Annotated in this window: 10 protein-coding genes; all 10 read right to left on the bottom strand. The window is 39.1% G+C overall.

The window, feature by feature from the left end:
- Positions 1 to 186 precede the first annotated feature (186 nt).
- The 10 genes from CDG62_RS01170 to CDG62_RS01125 all read right to left on the bottom strand — a co-directional run bounded on the left by CDG62_RS01170 (position 187) and on the right by CDG62_RS01125 (position 19730).
- Complete coding sequence (locus CDG62_RS01170) at positions 187 to 1428, bottom strand: hypothetical protein (RefSeq protein WP_087527701.1); 1242 nt, start codon at positions 1426 to 1428, stop codon at positions 187 to 189.
- Between the two features lie 12 nt (positions 1429 to 1440).
- Entirely contained in the window at positions 1441 to 2631 is a 1191-nt protein-coding gene (locus CDG62_RS01165) for a hypothetical protein (RefSeq protein ID WP_005028684.1), read from the bottom strand.
- A gap of 5 nt (positions 2632 to 2636) precedes the next feature.
- A complete protein-coding gene (locus CDG62_RS01160; RefSeq protein WP_087527700.1) occupies positions 2637 to 3473 on the bottom strand; it encodes a hypothetical protein in 837 nt (278 codons plus the stop codon).
- A gap of 12 nt (positions 3474 to 3485) precedes the next feature.
- Positions 3486 to 4448 (bottom strand): hypothetical protein, encoded by a 963-nt coding sequence (locus tag CDG62_RS01155; protein ID WP_005028689.1) that lies wholly within the window; start codon positions 4446 to 4448, stop codon positions 3486 to 3488.
- Positions 4449 to 4473: 25 nt separating this feature from the next.
- The gene (locus CDG62_RS01150; protein WP_024160804.1) at positions 4474 to 5274 is read right to left on the bottom strand and encodes a hypothetical protein; all 801 of its coding nucleotides are present in this window, start codon (positions 5272 to 5274) and stop codon (positions 4474 to 4476) included.
- A gap of 9 nt (positions 5275 to 5283) precedes the next feature.
- Positions 5284 to 5712 (bottom strand): hypothetical protein, encoded by a 429-nt coding sequence (locus CDG62_RS01145; protein ID WP_005028693.1) that lies wholly within the window; start codon positions 5710 to 5712, stop codon positions 5284 to 5286.
- Positions 5713 to 5780: 68 nt separating this feature from the next.
- Positions 5781 to 6674, bottom strand: coding sequence for a hypothetical protein (locus tag CDG62_RS01140; RefSeq protein WP_005028694.1), 894 nt, complete (start codon positions 6672 to 6674; stop codon positions 5781 to 5783).
- 2 nt (positions 6675 to 6676) lie between these two features.
- A complete protein-coding gene (locus CDG62_RS01135) occupies positions 6677 to 11119 on the bottom strand; it encodes a hypothetical protein (RefSeq protein ID WP_087527699.1) in 4443 nt (1480 codons plus the stop codon).
- A 312-nt stretch (positions 11120 to 11431) separates the two neighbouring features.
- Positions 11432 to 18064 carry a strawberry notch C-terminal domain-containing protein gene (locus CDG62_RS01130; protein ID WP_005028698.1) on the bottom strand — a complete coding sequence of 2211 codons (6633 nt, stop codon included), beginning with the start codon at positions 18062 to 18064 and terminating at the stop codon, positions 11432 to 11434.
- Positions 18065 to 18095: 31 nt separating this feature from the next.
- The gene (locus CDG62_RS01125; RefSeq protein WP_005005782.1) at positions 18096 to 19730 is read right to left on the bottom strand and encodes a hypothetical protein; all 1635 of its coding nucleotides are present in this window, start codon (positions 19728 to 19730) and stop codon (positions 18096 to 18098) included.
- Between the last annotated feature and the right edge of the window lie 268 nt (positions 19731 to 19998).

The following is a 19998-nucleotide window of genomic DNA, read 5'->3' as shown; positions in this document are numbered from 1 at the left end:
TAAGCATCTTTTAATTAAAATATCAAAGCACCATCGGTTACTTTTGAACGGTATATACTAAAGATTATAAGAGAATTTATATAAAGAAACTATCTAAAAGGGTTTTAAACAAAGAAAGGGATGGCTTAAAACCATCCCTTTTTTTTAAGTTTTTTTCATTATCAGCCTGATAATGAAAAAATCAGGCTATTTACTTGCCATTGCTTGTGAAAGTGCAATCCTACGAATGTTACCCGTAGACTTAGAACGATCAGTCACTTCAATTGAGCCGTCAGTTAATTTGCTTTCAGCAGAAACTAGCGCAGCCAATACCGCTTCTTTACGTTCATTTGACTTGTATTGTTGATATTGCAAGTTCAAGCGTTCAGTACTTTGAATTAAACCATCGACCATCAAACCACGTTCATCTTTAATCGCTTGTGATTTAGCAAAGTCTTTGTAATCTTGCCCTGAACCTAAATAACGAGAGACACTTTTTTCCAAGTGTTGCATCGGTGCAAGTTTGGTACTTGAATCATGACTATTGGTACCACCACCAGCAACAGGGGAGTATTGCGCTTGAATTGCTTTCAAAGAGGTAATTGCTGGAGAAGTTAAAGCATCTTTCGCCAGTTTAGCCATCACATAATCTTGACCAGCAGATGTTTTCGCAATTCTACCGTCAATTGGAGCATCAGGTAGACCAACCATGTTGTTGATCAATGCATTTTGAGCACGAGCCATCGCCGTGTCTGGCGCTGCAGTCGTGAATAAAGTTGAAGCTTGTAAACTTAGACCAGCATTTTCACCAGCAGCACCACATAGTCCAGACGCAGCCTGAGAAGTGGTACAAAACTCATTATGAGCTTGTAACATAGCTTCTTGTGCTTTGTGAGGGTTCATGTAGACACCAGGCGCAGCAACCACTTCAGAGCCAACTTTATTTAAAATTGAACTATCAGCAGATTTATTGTCTTGTTGAGCTTGTTCACGATCGCCTAAAACTTCACACGCTTTAAATGCTTGGCCATGTGCACCAAACTCAAATTGAGCTTTTTTCATTTGCTCACTTTGTTTAACAGCTTGGTACGCCGTTACAAGACTTTGTGCGTTTTTATGTGCGTTATCTGAAATACCTTGAGCAGATACAGCCTCTTGTTTCGTCAGGATCTTAATCGCTGCCGTCACATCATCTTGTTGCTTTTTAATGCCCAAAGATAAGTTTGTGTCCAACGCACGTAACGCAGCGCTTTCCACCGCATCAGCCTGTTGAATAAGCATATTCAAGGTATTTACTGCCATCGGGTTGCCCACGGAAGCACAGTAATAAGCAGATGCAGAACCGCTAGTAATGGCGAGGGTTAAACCGAGTGCACTAATTTTTGAACGAGAGCCGTGCGCTTGTGGCGCTTTCATAACTTTACGTGATGTTCTTTTCGGAGTACGCATTATTTAGTCTCCTTAAAATTGAGGCATAGTTTGTGAAAGCTTAACTTTCACTGACTGGCCGTATTTCGTTTTCACATCATCTTTTATCGGCTGAGATTTCGCTAAAAGTAATGCAGACAATAAACCTTCTTCACGCAAACTTTGCTTGTAAGTTTGAAGATCTAAATAAACAGAAACGCCGTTAATGATATTGGCTTCTTTAAGTAGACCGCGTGGATCTTGCATCGCCATCGCCATTTGCCATTTTTTAGCTTCAGGACCACCGTAGTAACGTGCGATTGTTTGGTCGATCAAATCGTTGGCAGACACCATTTTGCCGTCAATATCTTTGAATGATTTTGTATTTTGCGCGTCAATAACCGCCAAGCTATACGCTGGCATAGCAAGTAAAGCTGTTTTTTGGTTGGTTGCTTGCAAATAATCTCGACCAGCTGGAGTACGTGCCGTTGCATTAGACAATGATTTATCTGGTGTACCTAAAATGTTTTCACGCACGTAATGTCTTGCAAGAGCTTCTTTTGAGCCAGGTGCAACAGACTTAAACAGTAGGGAAGCATTGGTATCGCCACCCGGTAATTTAGACAACGTACATTGACCAGCTTGTGCTTCAGCAACCGTACAGAATTCAGCTTTATGCACGTTTAGGCGTTGATTAATCACTTCCTGTTGAGAGCCAACTAATTTACCGCCGACTTGAGAAGTTTGAGTCGCCATATCAGCTGCTTGATCAATCACTTGACCAGATGCACTCGACATATTTGTATTTTCAGCCAAAACCTCACAAGACTTAAAGCCTTGACCAGTATTGGCGCCATAAGCAAATTGTGCTTTTTTCATGGTATCTGACTGTAAAAGCGCTTGAATACCAGAGGCAATAGTTTGGGTGTTTTTAGTTGTCGCATCGGTAATTTGGTTAGCAGCTTGCGCCTTTTGCTTCACCGCAACTTTAAGCGCTGCAACGATGTTTTCAGTCGAATCATCTAACTTTCTACGGGTACTTTGAGATACTTGTTGAATATCATTTGCTTGGTTGCTTGCATGCTTAGGAATCTGAGAAGACATCTCGCTCATAATCGTACCCAAACCAACCGTAGCCCATTCAGCAAAAACAGGACTACTAATCACCAAAGTTGCACCTAAAATGACAGGTACAAACTTTGATTTTCCTTTAGGCTGTCTTAAAGTATTTTTACGCTTTCTCATAGTCATTACTCAAAGAATTTGGCTGAAGCATTGGAGTTTGGTGTAGTGCGTTGCATCACATTATTAGCCACCGAATAGTTAGCCAGTGATGAAAGAGTACTTCCAGCCATGTATTTATTTTGAAAATCAACGCAAGTTGATGAAGAGCATTCCATCAATCCGACTGGAACAACGTTGTTAGATGCAATTGACGAGTAGTTCAATGCAACAGTCGCTTGCTGTTCAGAAAGTCGAGAACGAGAAAAAACAAAAGCAGTATCAATGTCGCCATACTGCAGACCATTTGGAATCAAATTACAGACACCCATTTTTGCTTCTTCTACGCCACACGAGGTCGCCAAGTGAAACGCATATGGTGAGGTTGCTTCATCTGTTGAATTTGAGAAAAGTTTCCCTGAAACATCTTGCATGTATTTAGAAACGTTAAAGTCTTTTAAGTTTCTATTGAGATCGGTTTGTTCACGTTCTTCAAGAGCCGTACAAAAAGCTGAATCAGGGAGGGCAGCATTCGTATCAGAATTTAAAATCGCTTTTTTGATCTCAATATTTTTATCGACACTTTGAATACCAGCAACGATCATTTCTGAATCACGCGTTTGGTTATCAACAATTTGATTTGCACTGACCGCTGTTTGTTGAGTAGATACACGCACAGCAGAACGTACCATCAATTGCTGAGCTTGTATTGCAAGCTCAGAAAGGATAGTGCCAAGACTAAAAGCATTGGTAAAAAGTGGTACGGATAATAGACCAACCGTTAAAGTACCCACCGCAATTGCTTTAACAGGTGAAAACTGATTAACAGTAATTCTTCTTTTACGCAGATTATTTCTATTTTTCATACCACCCCCAACTTAAGAGAAAAAGTCTTTAATTGATTGGGTGACAGAAGTAGATTCTGAACTTGAAGTTTTTGCGTTAGACGGTGTGCTAGTACTGGCTTTTTGATCAGTTGAATAAGAAACTGGACTAGTCGAGCTACTACCATTGATTGTATAAGTATCTCCACCCTCAAAAGCACCGCTAGGCATAACTAGACCAGGATCAAGTTTACCAAGTTGACCATTCACAGCAGTACCAAGCGCACCCGATACATCAGTATATTGACCCGCTTTGTTGATTTCACCTATAACATCATTCAATGGGCCAACAAGTTCAGTACTTGCAGTTTTCATTGCGTCACACGCTTTTTTAGTCGCGTAATCGACAACCATTTGTTGCGCTGCATTGATGATTGTATCAAGTGATGGAATAGTCACAGAAAGGTCAATGATTTTACCGATGTCAGCAAAACAGCCACCTTGACTAGCTGGACTGAACATTTTGTTAATATCGATTGGACGACCCCAAACCGTCATTTGTAGATCTAAGTTGTCTTTAACGACTTTACCGATCCCATCAGTTGCACATGATTCAATATTGGTTTGAATGTTTTGAGCAGCTGCTTGTTCACCTTTTTTAACCGCCATGAAGTTGTTTTCAGCAGCAGTAGAGTTGAATGACGAATTAGAACTGGTAGACGAATAATATCCGCTATTTGAATTCGACAAAGGCGTATCACCACCAGAGCTACTTGCAATGGTCGATGATGTTGCGATGTTTAAGTTACCCATGTTTTGAGTATTACTGGTAACAGAAGCAACGGAACTTTGTTGAACTGCAATAGCACTTGAACACCCAATAACGGTAGCAACAAAAATGCTTAAAGCACTTTTAGTTTTAAAAGCTGGCTTAACATTTTGTAGATTAGGGTTAGTCCTTAAAGTCTTGCCCCGAACTTGTTGTAGCCTTTTAGCTTTCTTGTGATTGTTACGCATATCTAGCCCTTTAAAAGAGTTATGATTAATGTTTTTTAGAAGCAAGTTCGCAAAGCACTACAACATCTTTTACTACAGCTTCACTACTTAAATATAAGGTAGCTATAAGGTGTTTTAACTCATATATCCTTTTAGCGAACTTATATATAGAATCATAATACCATTCTTCACCATATTGTAGTATATACTTCTCATTGGTTAAACATAGTTTTATGAATTCTTTTAAAATAGGACGCTTAAAAATAATAGCTGTCGTAATATATATAAACTGAGTACTAACCAAACACATTAAAGTATTAATTAGCTCTACTTCCTCTTTTAAGCATTCCTGTAAAACCGATGGCTTTAGGGTTTTAGAAAAACCTTCCTCAGTCACAATATCTTTTAAAAAACCTGAATCCGAGTACTTATTTTTCAGAAAATTACTTAATTCATGCACGTTCTTTAAGTAAATATTGATCTGATCTTTAGACGCAGTTTTGAAATGTTCCTCTACACGTTTTGGATCGTTTAACGTGATGTCGAGCATTTCAGATTCATTATTTTTTTGATTTAAAAGCACAAAAGCGGTGAAGCTGGTAACTTTGCGTGTTTCGCCAAGATAGCCACTACTGCAAGCATTCAAAAAAACAAGGCAATGCTGTTCAGTAAGATACAAGCCGTATTCTTTTGGTGTACCTGGTTCAAAGAAATTGAGTGAACGCTTATCAAAATGAAAAGTGTTCTCTAAGGTCTGACAAAAGTAGTTAATAGAGTGTACAAAAGCTTCTGGTACAAAGGTTGTAGGCTCTTGAGACAATGCTATGTTTTGGCTTTCTATGCTCATTCCCACGATTTAGTCCTCTTTGAGAGGTAGGGCGTAATAGCCCATTTGACTTAAAACACGTAAAGGAATATCAAAGTTAAGACTTTGCGTTAGACCAGATTTAGGGTTAAAGGTTTTAGCTGAAGCTATAAACAAAGTTTGCTCATTAATAAACACTTGAATGCTATTCGTGACTTTTTGTTCATCAAGTATGACGCCACATACAATATCTAATTTCACATCAAACGTATAAGCATCCATTTGAACGTCTATTGATTCCCAATCGATCGTCATGAACAAGTTTTGGTTTTCAAATTCCAAATTACCTTCTTCAAGAGCTTTATGGATTAATCCCTTTTCTAATAATTCCAAGTAAAACGCATGTAAAGGCGTTGCATCTGCAAAACCATGAGGATTAAACGGCGTTCTTGTCGGTTCAGTGATTTTAGTTTGAATCATGTTTAACTCCATTAAAGGGTATTTAGATTCTATCTTAAAACACCCTAAATGTTTTTATTTAAAATTAATTAAAACCCATTGCTATAAGTTGAAGCGCTTTCTTTAGTTTTAACGTTTTCAAGATTGCTTTGCGTAATAGTATCTTTGTAATGCTGACTAAACGTATTTTTACCCGTTTCGTTTATGTTCTTAAGCTCATTTTTAATGACCTTAAGATAGTCTTGATATTTTGGTGACTGTTCTACATAAACTTCGGTCGCTGCAATTGAGAACATGTTCTTATCATTGGTTGCGATCGGAAATAGGGCAGTATAGGAAGCATCTTGCTTGAGCTGGTCTACAGTTGTTTGTTGCTCAATGATCTTCGCCTGATAGTCCAACAATGTTTTATTGATGTTTTCATGACTATGGATAACGAAATTCAACTGTCTGTCATTCGGACGTTCAAGGGTAAACGGCTGATCGATACCAGAAAGCTTATTACAGATCTCCATATTGTATCGGTAGGCTTCAAACGAGTCTGAAAAGTGATTAAAGTCTTTTCGGAGAGCATTATTGTTTTCTAAGTCTTGCTGAAAGTCTTGAAAGCATTGCAATACATATTCATCTTCATTTTTTTCAACGAATAATTGAGCGATGTTGGAGCACTGGTGCCGTTCGCAGAGATCCGCAAGCTTTTGAATGCTTTTAACCTCATTTTTCTTTTCTAAGATATTGCGTAAATGTAGCTGAGTTGCCCGATACTCTTGCATCAACATATTGTGATGCTCGACAAATAGCTCATAATCGCTTTTAAGGTACGGACTGGCACCTTCAATCTCACGCTCTACCTTTTCATGCTTAGAGTTGATTTGAACACGCTCACGCGTGGTATTCACTGTATTTTGACCAAAACCACCTAAGATTTTATCAAAAGTAATCATCGCATCGATGTCGCCAGTTACGTTTTTATAGAGATCCATGATTAACGCCCCAATGTTTGATCATTGTCATGATCGTTTCTACGTGCGACTTCTAAATCTATATGCTTATCAAGGTCACTCAAAAATTGAGATGTCGTATTTTTCTCAAGCTTTACTTGGTCTAAGTAGTTTTTAGTATTGAGATTCAAACCATCTTGGAGCGCTTCTAAGCGTAGGCCAGTTTTATCAAAATCAGCTTCAAGGATCTGATTCACTTCTTTGATTTTTTCCATGTCTTGCTGTTCTAGACGGTGTAACTTCACATCCTCATGAATCGCAGCGATATAGTGATCGGTTAAGATCTCTTGCTTTAAGTGCTGAAGCGCAATTTCCACGTTTCCTGTTTCGGCAATCACGGCGTTGAAGCTGTCAAAGATTTGACCTGTTTCAGCCGAGTTTCTAAATTCAACAATACGAGGCTCAACACTATTAAGGTTTACAAACTTGGCATCACCATACGCAGTAGGTAGTACTAGATGATCATCCATACATTCAAAAAGTTGCTTATATTCAGCATTCATAAGATTTGATGCTGCTTGAAGCTTTAAATCTTGTTGTAACGTGTCTAGGCGTTGGTTGAGATGTAGAAAGCTTTGAACATACATCTCGTTTTGAGAGTTTTCAGGCGCAACAACGGTTGAGGCCATACCTTTAACAACATTTTTCAGTTGCGTATTTTGAATCTGATCAGCAATTTGATTAAGCGCGTTAATGTGATCGGCTTTCACAAGGTTATTGTTTTTCAGTTGTTCAATAAATTGATTTTGTTCAATCACTTTTTCACTTTCCTTTTCGCTGAATAACGAATCTTTAATTTGTTGTTTCACCTGGTCCAAGTTAGAGAAGAGGTGAAGTACTTCTTGTTCATTGCTGTTATTGACTGCATTTAGCAATGTAACAAACACATCATGGCTGATTAGTTGTTGCTGATTATTTTCCGCATTCTGAAATTCAGCAATTTGGCTACGGCTAATGACTTCAACACCAACATCATTGATATAGCTTGCACCAATCGGGGAGAGTTGATTATCTGGAGCTTTTACGGCGTAGTACTCGCCTGATTTGCCATCATCTTTGGCGCATAGACCAATATATGTATTGCCATCTTGCGTAATGATTTTTGAACCGATGCTATTGAGTGCTGCAGAGGGTTGTAACGTACTCAAGGTTTGAATCAATTCTTTTTCGCGATTTTGATGAATTGCATTACTTACTGCTTGGTAAACTTCAGGATCTAAATAAGTCACCTGATTGGCAGATTCTTCATTGAGCGCCGTGACAGTATTCCACTCTAAAATATCTTTACGCGGTATCGTTGTAATACCGGCATTAATAATATCTTCCGTGGTAATTTGACGATCAAGGTTGGTAATGGCCACGGCGTTGTATTCGGGTGCAATTGATTTATGACCTTCCGAATCTGAAGTCAGTACCACGAATTGACCGTAATCCGTTTTCACCATAGCACCTACAACACTGAGCTTGCCTTCCAAAATCATTTTTGAAAGTTCAAGTTCACGTTCGGCAGATCTGGCGTAAGTATTAGTCTGTTCTGCAGTATTGTTGATGGTATCGGCTTTGAGCTTGTCTAAGTATTCGCTTGAAAATTTACCAAGCGTATTTAACTCGTCTATCGGCTCGACAGACTCCAGCTCATACAGTGGAACGGTAGAGGATTCATTCACGATGTCTTTAAGATAAAGCACATCTTTTTCAGTGATATTTTCGAGATCTTCAATCACCGAAAGAGGCACAACGATCGCACGTTTATCCAGATTATCGGAAGCTATATCCAAAACAACCATATTGGTTTGGGTTGTTTCATCTTCATAAACCATACCGACAAACTGTTCAATTTCAGCATTAGAAACATTGTTGTGACGGTCTTTAAAGAATGCTTCTAAGTCAGAATCATGATCAACATAAATACTGTCATAAGGGTTCATTGGTTTACCGTCATTGTTTTGGTCTTGGCTTTGCGGTGCTGATTGAGTTGCCGACTGTTCTGCAGTATTGCCTTTAAACTTACCCAAAAGGTTTGAAAGTTTAGATTTGGCTTTCTTTACTTGATCCGAAATCATTTGACCTGATTGATAGGCACGTTGAATAAACTGATCTTTGTATGAAGCTTTGGCTTCTTCAGTCATTTGTTCTGGATCTTGCCCTAATGGATATTCGGCACCAAGGAACATACGTGCTTGTTCTAAATACTGAGAACAAATGGGTTCAAAAAAGCGACCTTCAAACTCATGGATCTTTTCAGACTTAATGCCTTCATGCAGTTCTTCAATTGAGAGAAACGTTACTTTGTCTTCAATCGCTTCTAAATAGAACGGCGTAATCGGGGTAGGTGCATCGCTACCTTCCACTTGAGGCGGTAAATCTGCTTCTTTAACTAGTTTGATAAATGGGGTAGAGGATTCAACACCTTCGACAGAATCCTTACCGACTACATCAATCACGATGTATTGTTCACCGTCAATGGCATAGACTTTACCGACATTTAGATCGAATTCTTCTAAGGTAACGCCGTCACGGTCTTTATTCAGTTGAGTGGTATATGGATCGTTTAAAAGAGGCAACATTTGCTCTTTAGAGATCGGTTTTAAAATATCGGCATTCTTACCAAGTTCAGTCAATTTTGATTTATCGGCTGTATTGGCAAGCTGTTCGGGTTGTTGTGCGTCTGGATGGTTACTTTTAACGGTAACATCAGGATTGATTGGTTTATCCCAAATGTTTTTCAGGTTATCAAGGCTTTTGTTCTTGTTGAACATGGCCATAATCGCTGCAATGATCAACTTGATTGTTTTCTTAACCAGTTCAATCATGACTGCAATCATTTTTGCACTGAGCGCAGCGAGTTCATCAGCGACCGTTCGTGGATGGCCGTGGCTATTTTCACGCGCTAAAGGAGGACGTTCGTTACCTTCCTCATTTCGCATATCCTTAAAGCTTTTAGAGGCAACGCTACTTGCAGCCAAACTTGCTTTGTCTTGTGGACCACCAGCAATGTTTAATGTGCTCTTTGGTGTACCTTTTGGTGCATTCGGATCAGCTGATTCAACATCTTCCTTTACTGTCTCTTTAGTCTTCTGATTTTCTTTATGTTCTTTCAAAAGTAGAGCAGCTTGTAACTGGTCGCTATGTTCACGGGTTTCTAATAACTGAATTACTTCCTTGGTTAACGTGTCCGTATTGAATTCAAGATAGTGAATCTCAAGTTGTTCAAGTCGAGCAGCTGTATGGTCGCTATTCACACGCCATTGATCCATGACGATAGATTTTGGCACTAAGCCAAGTTCTTCAGCTTCAATCCCACGAATTAAGCAAAAGTCACGCACTTGGCGCATCAATGCGTTAATTTGGTTTTTATCGGTTAATTCACCTGAAAAATAGGTATTCGGTGCACCCGTAACTTCGTTGTAGATCTGCTGTTTTGCTTCACGCACGACTTGGTTTTGGTTAATCAGGCCTTCAATCGCGAATTGACGATTACTCAGGAAGTTGAGGGCATTTTCTTTAGTTGCACCCTTCAGGCTTAAACCATAGTAGGGCTGAGTGATAAAAGATTTTGTCTCAAAGTTAAAGAGGGTTTTTTCAGCCACTTGAACGGCTTCAAATGGATTCTCTTCTTTGGAAAGGAGGAAATCAGGATCATTGTCTGATAGGTATAATTTAGAGTCTGCAGTTGTATAAACACGGTCTTCAACTGGCAATGAACTGTTATTTTCAGCAATATTGCCTAATCCTTGGTCCAGTGCGTTTTTAGTCTGGATTTTATTCAGAGCCGCAATAAACTTAAGATCATCATCATTCTGCAGATCAAGCCCGATGTCTGCAAAGAATTCTAATTGACTGGCTGGCTCTCTTTGCTCAAGTGCATCAAATACTTTACCAATCAGAACAGGATCAAGTTCAGCTAAATCATTGACAGTGACAGCGGAAAGATCAAACGTGTTTTCAGGAATGATGGACCGTTCATTCTCGTAATTCGGGTAACTACTACGCTCATAATCACCTTCGTCAAAAAACATCGGTTCATCATCGTTCAACCGAGTATCTTCAAGAGGGGGAGCGTAATCATAATCTGGGTGCCCAGGAGGTACAGAGTTACCGCCCATAGGCTGATCATATTGTTCATACTGATCATACTGATCATACTGATTATTTTGATACCCATCATCTTGCATGACTGGCGGTTCTTCCATTAATGGAGGTTCAGATAGGGGATCATTGGGATATGGTTCAGACTGGTATTGTTGCGATTGATCTTGTGCAACATTGTTTTGTTGTGGCGTAGGCTGGATGGATTGAAATTCCACGCCGTCCAAACTTAAATCATCCCACTGTTCCAGGCCCTCATTGAAAGTTAATGATTGGCCGTCTTGCAGTTGATCAAGTGTTTGCTCGTCAAAATTATCTTGTTTAGGGCTTTGGTCCATATTTGATCCTTATGACAGGTGGCCTTCCTGGTTTTAAGAGTCCTTTTTAGAATCTGTATCAACATTCCAAATAAAGTCTTCTTTAAAGTCAGAATTAAAACCAGTTGTGATGTCTAATTCACTGTCAAAATCCACTAAATCTGAGTTATTAGAAGATTCCTCTAAGGGATTAGAGTTGCACATAAAATACCTGTATTTGTTTTTTAAAACGTCAATGTGATCGTCACGGATATGATACATGGTATATACGAACTAGACCACACGTAATTGTTATTCACGTATGGTCTGGTATATACCTTTTAAGGGAGGGTTTTAGAAAGATAATTGCTGGATTTCTTGATCGTTATCTAAGGTTTTACCCTTAGGTAACTCAGCCTTATAAGCTGGCTCTTCTGGAGGATTAAGCATACGGTTAATTTCATTTAAAAAGTAATCATTACCATCAGGAAGCTTAGATTTTAAATCCAAAAAGGCAGCTTCAATTTTGGTTGTACTGTCCAGCTCGTCAACAAAGCGTTCAACATCCTTGAGATCAAGCGCAAATCTAAACTCATTACGGCCTGGCTCAGTAAAGTGGATGTTCAACGATTCATCTGTTTTACCGCCTTTAGGATCATGGAATACGTTGGTATTCGACATAAAGCGATTGAACTGTTTTGCAACAGATTTCACCGTCACATTAAAGCAGTCTGACCCGTTGTAGTAGAACTCAATACTTGCTTTCTTGTACGGGAAATTAACCTTAGTACCCACATAGTTATTGCGGTTGAAATCAATGTTTACAGGCAATTGATTAAAGAAGTTCGCAATCTCTTTAACTTGCTTAAACGTCACTTGGTTTTCAAGAGAGCTTTCAAACAAGTCAGTTGGTGTATTTGATGGCAATAATAACGCACGGTTACGCATACCATCAGCATCGGTAAATATAACGGTTGAATGTCGTAGATCTAGTGAGCTGACAATCTTATGTGCCTTGAACATATTGCCCGTTAAGGTAATCGCTTGTCGTGTGACATCACCAGACGGCGCTTTCTCAAAATAGGTACGCGTATAACGGGAATAATTGTTTTGTTCAGTAAATAAGTTCACCAAGGGTTGACGATCCTCAACATGACGTCTATTCACATCAGCATAAGAATAAAATTCAGGATTGAAGCGTTTTAGGATAATACGTCCTTTTTCACTCACTGGAGCTACCCAATCCAAGTCTTGCTTGGCATTTTGCATGGTGTAATTGATCAGTGGAACTTTAAACGACTTCTTATCACCAGGGTAAACCAAATCAAGCTTAACCGCATTCGGTGTGATTGCACCTACACGTAACGGCGGTAGGTCTAGACGTAGCAAAGCACCTGTTTTGTGATCTGGCGTCACTTCATCATCAAAAAGACTAGGTTTTGAGATAAGGAACAATAACCCATGCGCTGAATGACCTTCTTTTTCGTTCCTTTCCATAGAACGAGCCAAGAATTTTAGATCCTGAACAATTCGATACATGCGATCAAAGTTAGAGGTCAAAATAGGATCATTGGCAAGATAAACCGCTTCAGCTACTTTTTCAAAAGCATCTGCAGAGTGATCATCAGGTTTACGAAATTGAATATCATCAATGTGTTTTACATTGGCTTCAACAACACCGAAATGATCAAATACTTCGTGTCGATAATCACGAATCACTTCACCACGCATTTGCCCATTTTTGAAAAATAACTTTTGCTTAGCAAAGCCTTCATATTTTTGGTACATCAATGCCTCAAAGTTATAGGCATAGTGTAGTAGTCCGTGTACCGTTTCATTGATGTTTTCATTGATACGTTTAAATTGACGCACCAGATAATCATCACTTTCTTTGAACATGAGTTTTAGATTGTCAGCACGTAATGGCTCAACATGTTCAATGTATTGCAGACCTTCAAAACGCACAGGTAGATCAAAGGTATTGATCTTGGCTGCTTCTGTTTCTGAAGTCACGGTAAAGAAGTTGTCCTTCACTTCAAACTCACGGACTTTTTTAGCTTTCCAGTCTAAAAAGTTGGTCTTGAGAGGGTTACGACCCAACAAGTCTAATTCACGGATCTTATCGTTATAGTCAACAACCAAGTCTTGATAAACCTGTTCTTGCTGACTAATCGGCATCAAAATCAGTTTAGATAGCAACTGGTTCACATGATAGTTTTGCGCCGTGCGATATGATGGTCCTTTTTCATCATCCGAAATATCAATATCAAGTGTGTTCGCCAAGTTTACGTTATTTTTTAAATAGTCCAACGCTACCCGGTTGCCAATGTAGTTGAGCATGTCAGGATAATCGTTTTCGTTAAACTTGGTTTCTGAGTTGGCAGAGACGTTCGCTGATAGGGTAGACAGTTTACGCATCATCATTAAGTGCATACGTGTTTCTGCTGGAATACCCGAATCTACTGTCGTCATAATCGGATGTGATTCTTCACCACGGCGACCCACACGACCGATCATCTGAATCGTATCGGTAGAGTTCTCAGGTTTTTGCAAGAAAAACAACTCACGTTGGCGCAAGTGATCCGATGGAATTGTAGGATCAGGGTTTTTGGCTGCATGTAGAGAAATACCCGTACAACCAGAGCGAGTCACAATAACAACATCGATTTCACCAGATTGGAATTTTGATTGAACCAAAATCTTACCTTGTGTCGTATTGTTCTCTTGTTTATTAACCTTCCATTTGCCGTCTCTTGTTTCCGTTAAGTGGATCTGACGGCCAGAGATTTCATCAATCTTGAAGCCAGCTTTTGTCACCTTGTTACGTAGTACGTCCAAAGGCATCAAAGGTAGGTCAGGGAACTTTTGAATCTTTTCTTTGATACGATCCAAAATGATTTTATACGGACTTACCACTGGATCGCCGTTTTCATTAAATGTCACTTCCGTACTGAGCTTCTTAACGAACGAGTTACCGTAGTTATCTTCAGCTTTCACCACATCGATGCGATCTAACATCACTTCAAGCAAGTCACGGAATTGTGGGAGTTCATCTAAAACAGAAATTTGACTTTGCAGATAGCTACCGCGCTTATATTCAAGCTTAGTCAATTCCTTTTGAATATTTTTCGCTGCTTTTTCATCGCCAGCGTCACGGTTTTCTTTGATCATGAGTTTTTGAAGCTCATTTTCAAGAAATTCAATTTCTGACGATACCGACTTGAAGTTATTAAACGCTTTTTCTTTTTCAGGCGAATCAGCGGTAACGTCTTGCGCCGTATCTGCTTTTAAAATCGCTTCCATGCGACTTTGCATCAAAATGTTGAATAGACTCTCACCCGTATTTTCCAAACCAATCACGGGCTTTCTACCCTCATGTAATGCCTGAATCACAGCATCACTTGTAGAGTCAGTTTTCAATGCCAATAGGAATTGCTTTTGGATCTGGTACATTCGAGATCCAAAGTTCATCACACTCAAACTTAAACGGTTTTTCGGATCGTCTGAATCCTGATGAAAGTCTAAATTGGCAACAGCATCATCATCATTGGCAATGTTTTCTAGCGCATCGAGGCGAATATCTTTAGAAAATTTCACCATGTCCGTCAAGATGTCAGAAAGAACATCTGAGTAATTGTGAAATTTCTTAATTTCCTCTTCAGTTGGCACAAAGGTTTGAATGGTAATGTGCGAGAGATCTTGCTCTCTACGAATCATGGCAGAGCTGTCTACCAAACCTTCAGAAATAAACTCCAAAATTGGACCATCTGCATTATCGATAACCTTTTGTAAGTCATTACGAGATACGGATCGAGGGAACAATTTATGGAAGAATTCAAGATTTTCAGGTTTCTTAATTGCCGATGCAGACTGGAAATTAATTAGATTGGTCTGATCAATAACATCTAAGAAAAATTGACTTGTAGCTGATTTCAAGGATGCTGCACGGTGCGTTTCATCCATCACCAAAACAGTGTCTTGATTAATAAAACGAGTCAATAACGCACGTTTCCGGTTTGGTCGGTTAAATTGGCTATACGTTGCCAATACCAAGTCATGTTGCGCTGGAATATCTTCAATTTCCTTAGGTAGATCTTGGCCAGTGAATAAAACCTCTTCAGTACCAAAGCGGTTAATCACAGCATCCGAGTTAAAGATAAACGGATCTTTAAAGAACTTGTCACTGTCTGTAGCAACAATATCACGCCAAATGTCGTTCAAGAGTTGCGTTGTATCTGTAAGGAAAACAGGGGGCTTTCCTCTTAACGCACTATATCGTAAACACGCAGCTGCAATACGACCTTTACCTAAACCCGTCTGGTCGCCAATAAGCACAGGTAAGTTTTGGTCAAAACGTAAAATGATATGGGCAACCGCATCGACCTGTTCACATGCAAAAGCGGACTTTAGTGCATCAAAATTGTCATATTGCAATTTCTTAGCGACATAGGCATCAACAAGAGTAGGGTAGTTACCATTATCGACTTCAGCTTGGAAATTGATACCCCCAAAACCTAATACATTTTGGATGTGTGTAGTCAATTGAGCATTTGCCTGATTAATCGCTTTAATCTGGTTTTTAGCCACTAAAGCAATTGGCTCAGATGCCATAGACATCGGTATATACTTAACTTGGTATATATTTTCCGGAGTTGGTTCTGTTGTGTTTTCAGCATTAGGAACAGGAACAATCGGCTGTAAATTTGATTGGTCAGATTCAACAGTCGGTTCTTCTTTTTGCTCAGTACCGATCGCTAATTCAGAATTTAACTTAGCAATCTCTTCAGCAGTTAAACCCGGTTCCTGTTTTACTTGCTCTACCGCTGGTTCTTCAGCTGGTGTTTGTTCAGGTGTTTCACCCTCATTGGTCGCCGTGGTATCACCTACTTGAAGATTAACGTCATCGTCAAGGTCTTCATCCAGATTTTGGTTCTCGTGCGGATTCTTTACCTCAGGCACGAAATCATTGTCATTTTCATTTTCAAACGTTGGTGTAGCTTCAGTTGGTGTAGGTACATCATCATCTGAACTGGTTGTTTGCGTACTAACTTCAACGGTTCCGAAGTCAAAAGAAACTTTATTCGGTTTTGATTTAGGTTTACGACCAAACATCGGTTTTGGTTTGACAGCTTCCTCTTGCTTAATCTCTTCTTCTTTAGCGACCACGACTTCATCAAACATAGTGACTGCAGACGTAGGCGTTACACTTGATGCAATATCTTCAAGTGGCGAAACAGGCTGTTCATCACCTAGACTGGCAAACAAATCGTCATTTTCTTTTTCAACAGGCTTAACCTCAACAACAGGTTCAACCACTGGTGCTTGTTGTGCTTGTTGCTCAACTGGAGTCGGAGTAGTTGGCTTGAAGTATAGATCCTTATTCGGATTCAAACGATTATAGATTACGTTATTAGCCCATCCCCAAAGTTCGTCATAGTCCGTAATGACTTTCAACTTATCTGGTACCACAGAAGATTGGTAAGTTTGTAGTAACGCTTGTTCGTTTTTACGATTGCCTACCACTAACATACGAACATTTTGATTAGCGCCGTTTCGTGCATATGCATTGCCGTGGATTTCTACAACCGCCTCAACTTCATAATGCTTATAGAGATAATTAAGTAAATTCTTTGATTTACGCTCAACCGTACCATCTGAAATCTGTTTATCTGAGCCAATAATGAAAACTGAACGCCCTTGATCGTTTCGTGCGTTTAGTGATTTAACCAGAATGGCATGGTCCAATTTATCCGTACTGAACCAGACGTTTTCTGATGGATCTACCAATAATGGGTTTGGATCTACGCCGTTACGCTGTTGAACCAAAATTGGTGCAACACGTTCTAGTTTATCCATAGCACCAAAAGGAGGGTTGGCAATCACATAGTCAACTTTTTGCTTAAACGTTTGCTCAAAATCAATTTGTGTAGCATCTGCAGTAACAACCGTGCATTCATAATTTTGAGTCAGTGCTTTTGTACGTTCAGCACGTTTGGGATCTAACTCAACCGCATAGACAGAAGCATTACGCTCTTGGGTTAATAAACCGATTAAAGATCCATTACCCACAGTTGGCTCGAGCACGGAAAAGTTTTGTTTTGTTCGGTTATCACCCTCAATCAATAAGCGCTGAGCCACAAGTGACATCGGGATTGGAGTCGAATATTGCTGTAACATACGAATCGTATTGTTTCGCATGGTCTTAGTCGGCATGCGATTGTATAACGCTAAACTCGTTTTAAATGAGCTCTCAGTAAAATCAAGCTCACCTAACTTTTCGACCATCACTGTTTCAAGCGCTTCTTCTGCAGTATGGATCTGTTTATCTGTTACCTTGGATACATCAACGTCAGCATTTTTGGCTTGCGTGATTAGAGCTAAAAACTTTAAAAAGTCCTGGTGATTATGGCTCTTTGTTTCATGTTCTAATTGATAGATATAGCCTCTTAAGCATTCTTTTAAATCTTTTTGCTTGGTCGCACGTAAGTACAGACTAGACGGCTGATCATTAGGACCTTCAGGTATTTGCGTACCTTGGGCATTCACGTAAAAACGGTTATGAGCTGAAGCATAGATTTTGTTGCCATCAGAGTTATAACCGAGTGGAGTTGCACTATTCAACGCAACGTTCAATCGTTGTGGCACCAATGTTTTTGCTTGGGCATTGAACAAATCATGCAATTCTTGGCGAGTCGCAAGCACACTACGGATAAATTCTTTTGGAATACCCAAAACTTCATGAAACAGTCTTGGTTTGATCGTTTCATTCAAATTGTATTGATACAAGTGACCGTCAAAGTGAGGATAAGCCTCAAACTTCATCGGTGTAAAACCAATGTTATTCAAATTTTCTTTAGATAGTTTTTTTTGAACGTCCAATAAGAGTAATTGGCTATCCGTCTGGCCAACACGCCGTACATCGAGATATACACCAGCTTGTGATAAGTCGATCCATTTAATTTTTTCGTTTAAATCATGAGTAGTCATAGCGAACCTGAAGAAGAATTATTAAATTTGATTAAAAAGTCATGTCGTTATAGACATCAGAAGTCGCAGCCTTTTCTTGGCTTTTCTTAACATCCATTTCTGGCTGTCTGACTTTCATCATTAACTCTTGTGGATCAGGTAAAAGATCGTGGTTGAAGTTCTTAGATAACGGACTATCGATTGAAGCTTTATGTTGCTGTACATGCTCTACCGTAATTTCTGAAAAGTTCAACGCATTCATACGGGTTTGAGTAAGTTCAACAGGCTCGATAAACGAGACAAAACAATTATTCGAGTTCCGTTGGTGTGGTTGAATAACAATAAACGCTTCAGCAAATTGCTGTTTTGCATGCGTCAATTTATTCATGGTCTGACGATCAACTTGACTTAAAAATTGAGGATTTAAGTCGTGCGGTTTTGGATTGCCGTAGTCATCGGTAAATTGATTCACTAGGGGAGGTGCACCAACACCACGAACACCCTCACCAGTACGTAAATCTATTTCTGGATCTACCTTGCGAAAACCAGCGTGAGGCGTTTTATTGTTGAAAAATTTCTTTAAGAACGTGTCTTTGTAAAGCGCACCTAGTTGTAGTTGTTGGCCATGATAAACCTCAGGCAGTAATTTTTGACTCACCAAGCCAGCGTAAAGACGTTTTAAATTTTGATTTTTTTCTTTGTCTACATCTTCATTGTAGAACACTTTAATTTGTCGATCGCCAAGTAATGCAAACAGGGCAATACGGGCCTGGTCCATAACATAAACGTTCTGAGCCTGTTTATCGAACTGGTCTTTTTCATGCTGGTTGGATGGTACAAAATTTGGATCAAAAGTTGCGGTGTGAAAGTCATTGCCGTTCAAAATATCTTTGATACTTTCAATCGGATCTTTAGCAACCCGATAAGACTTTTTAGTTTTATCAATACCGCCACGTTGCATCAACGGATCTGGCTTAGCGAATTGCTTAACACTTTCACGATCAGCACTGTCATAGGTTGGAATCAATGGGATTGTAGTTAATACAGAACCAGACTCATAGCGCACAACAATTTTTGAAAATGGAATGCGCTCAGGTTGGTTGTCAGTACTATTCGATAAAGATTTAACAAGAAGCTGTAAATTATTTTTAATAATAGCGTTATGAAGTGCTGGAGAATTAATTTTTACATTGGGCACTTGCATATGTGCTGCATCTTCAATGATTTGAGCTTTAACAAAGAAATCGCCGTTTTTTTGTTGATGCACATTGATAGAAGTGACTGCTTTGATTAATTGTGAATTCGGGTTGTTACTCATTACGTTGCACCACTGAGCAACATAAGTTTTATAACCGTCAAGAGATTCGTAGGGTGAGTCAACACATTTGTCAAAACAGATAATTCGACCACGGTTAGCACCGCGATTATGTGTGTCTAATGAAGTACGTTGGTTACGTCCAGAATCAAATTTTGCGTGGACTTCATCTACTGAAACATTCTCAGTATGATGCTTGTTGAGTTTATTAATGATCTTCGTGAATTCTTCAGATGAACTCATTCGTATGCGAACTGGTTCATTGGTAGACATATCAAAGCCGTATGCATACAGCTCGTCTTGTTCATCATGTTTGTAAAATTGATCTACAGTCATGACGATACGTTTAATCGTATTATCACTTTTACTCATTTCTTAAATTCCACGCTTTATATTTTTGATTGCTGGTCATTGACTCAAGCTATTTATAAAATACTACAAAACCTCATTGGTATATACTAAGGAGGCAAATAAAAAATTAAAAAATATATTAAAAAGTTTAAGAGTAAATTTTTAAAAAGAAATTTTTTGTTTATTATCTTTCTAATTAAGGGAAGTTAATTAGGGACATTTTTTATGCTTATTTTTCATGATATTACAGGATTAGTACGGAAAAACACAAATGGTACGAGCGAAAATC

Source organism: Acinetobacter sp. WCHA55, assembly GCF_002165305.2.
GTDB lineage: Bacteria > Pseudomonadota > Gammaproteobacteria > Pseudomonadales > Moraxellaceae > Acinetobacter.
The sequence above is the reverse complement of the archived record's forward strand: the minus strand, read 5'-3'. Positions and strand labels throughout refer to the sequence as shown.

Bases quoted from the DNA above. Each gene is read 5' to 3' on its own strand.
- CDG62_RS01170 (WP_087527701.1), bottom strand. From the start codon at position 1,428: ATGCGTACTCCGAAAAGAACATCACGTAAAGTTATGAAAGCGCCACAA.
- CDG62_RS01165 (WP_005028684.1), bottom strand. From the start codon at position 2,631: ATGAGAAAGCGTAAAAATACTTTAAGACAGCCTAAAGGAAAATCAAAG.
- CDG62_RS01160 (WP_087527700.1), bottom strand. From the start codon at position 3,473: ATGAAAAATAGAAATAATCTGCGTAAAAGAAGAATTACTGTTAATCAG.
- CDG62_RS01155 (WP_005028689.1), bottom strand. From the start codon at position 4,448: ATGCGTAACAATCACAAGAAAGCTAAAAGGCTACAACAAGTTCGGGGC.
- CDG62_RS01150 (WP_024160804.1), bottom strand. From the start codon at position 5,274: ATGAGCATAGAAAGCCAAAACATAGCATTGTCTCAAGAGCCTACAACC.
- CDG62_RS01145 (WP_005028693.1), bottom strand. From the start codon at position 5,712: ATGATTCAAACTAAAATCACTGAACCGACAAGAACGCCGTTTAATCCT.
- CDG62_RS01140 (WP_005028694.1), bottom strand. From the start codon at position 6,674: ATGGATCTCTATAAAAACGTAACTGGCGACATCGATGCGATGATTACT.
- CDG62_RS01135 (WP_087527699.1), bottom strand. From the start codon at position 11,119: ATGGACCAAAGCCCTAAACAAGATAATTTTGACGAGCAAACACTTGAT.
- CDG62_RS01130 (WP_005028698.1), bottom strand. From the start codon at position 18,064: ATGACTACTCATGATTTAAACGAAAAAATTAAATGGATCGACTTATCA.
- CDG62_RS01125 (WP_005005782.1), bottom strand. From the start codon at position 19,730: ATGAGTAAAAGTGATAATACGATTAAACGTATCGTCATGACTGTAGAT.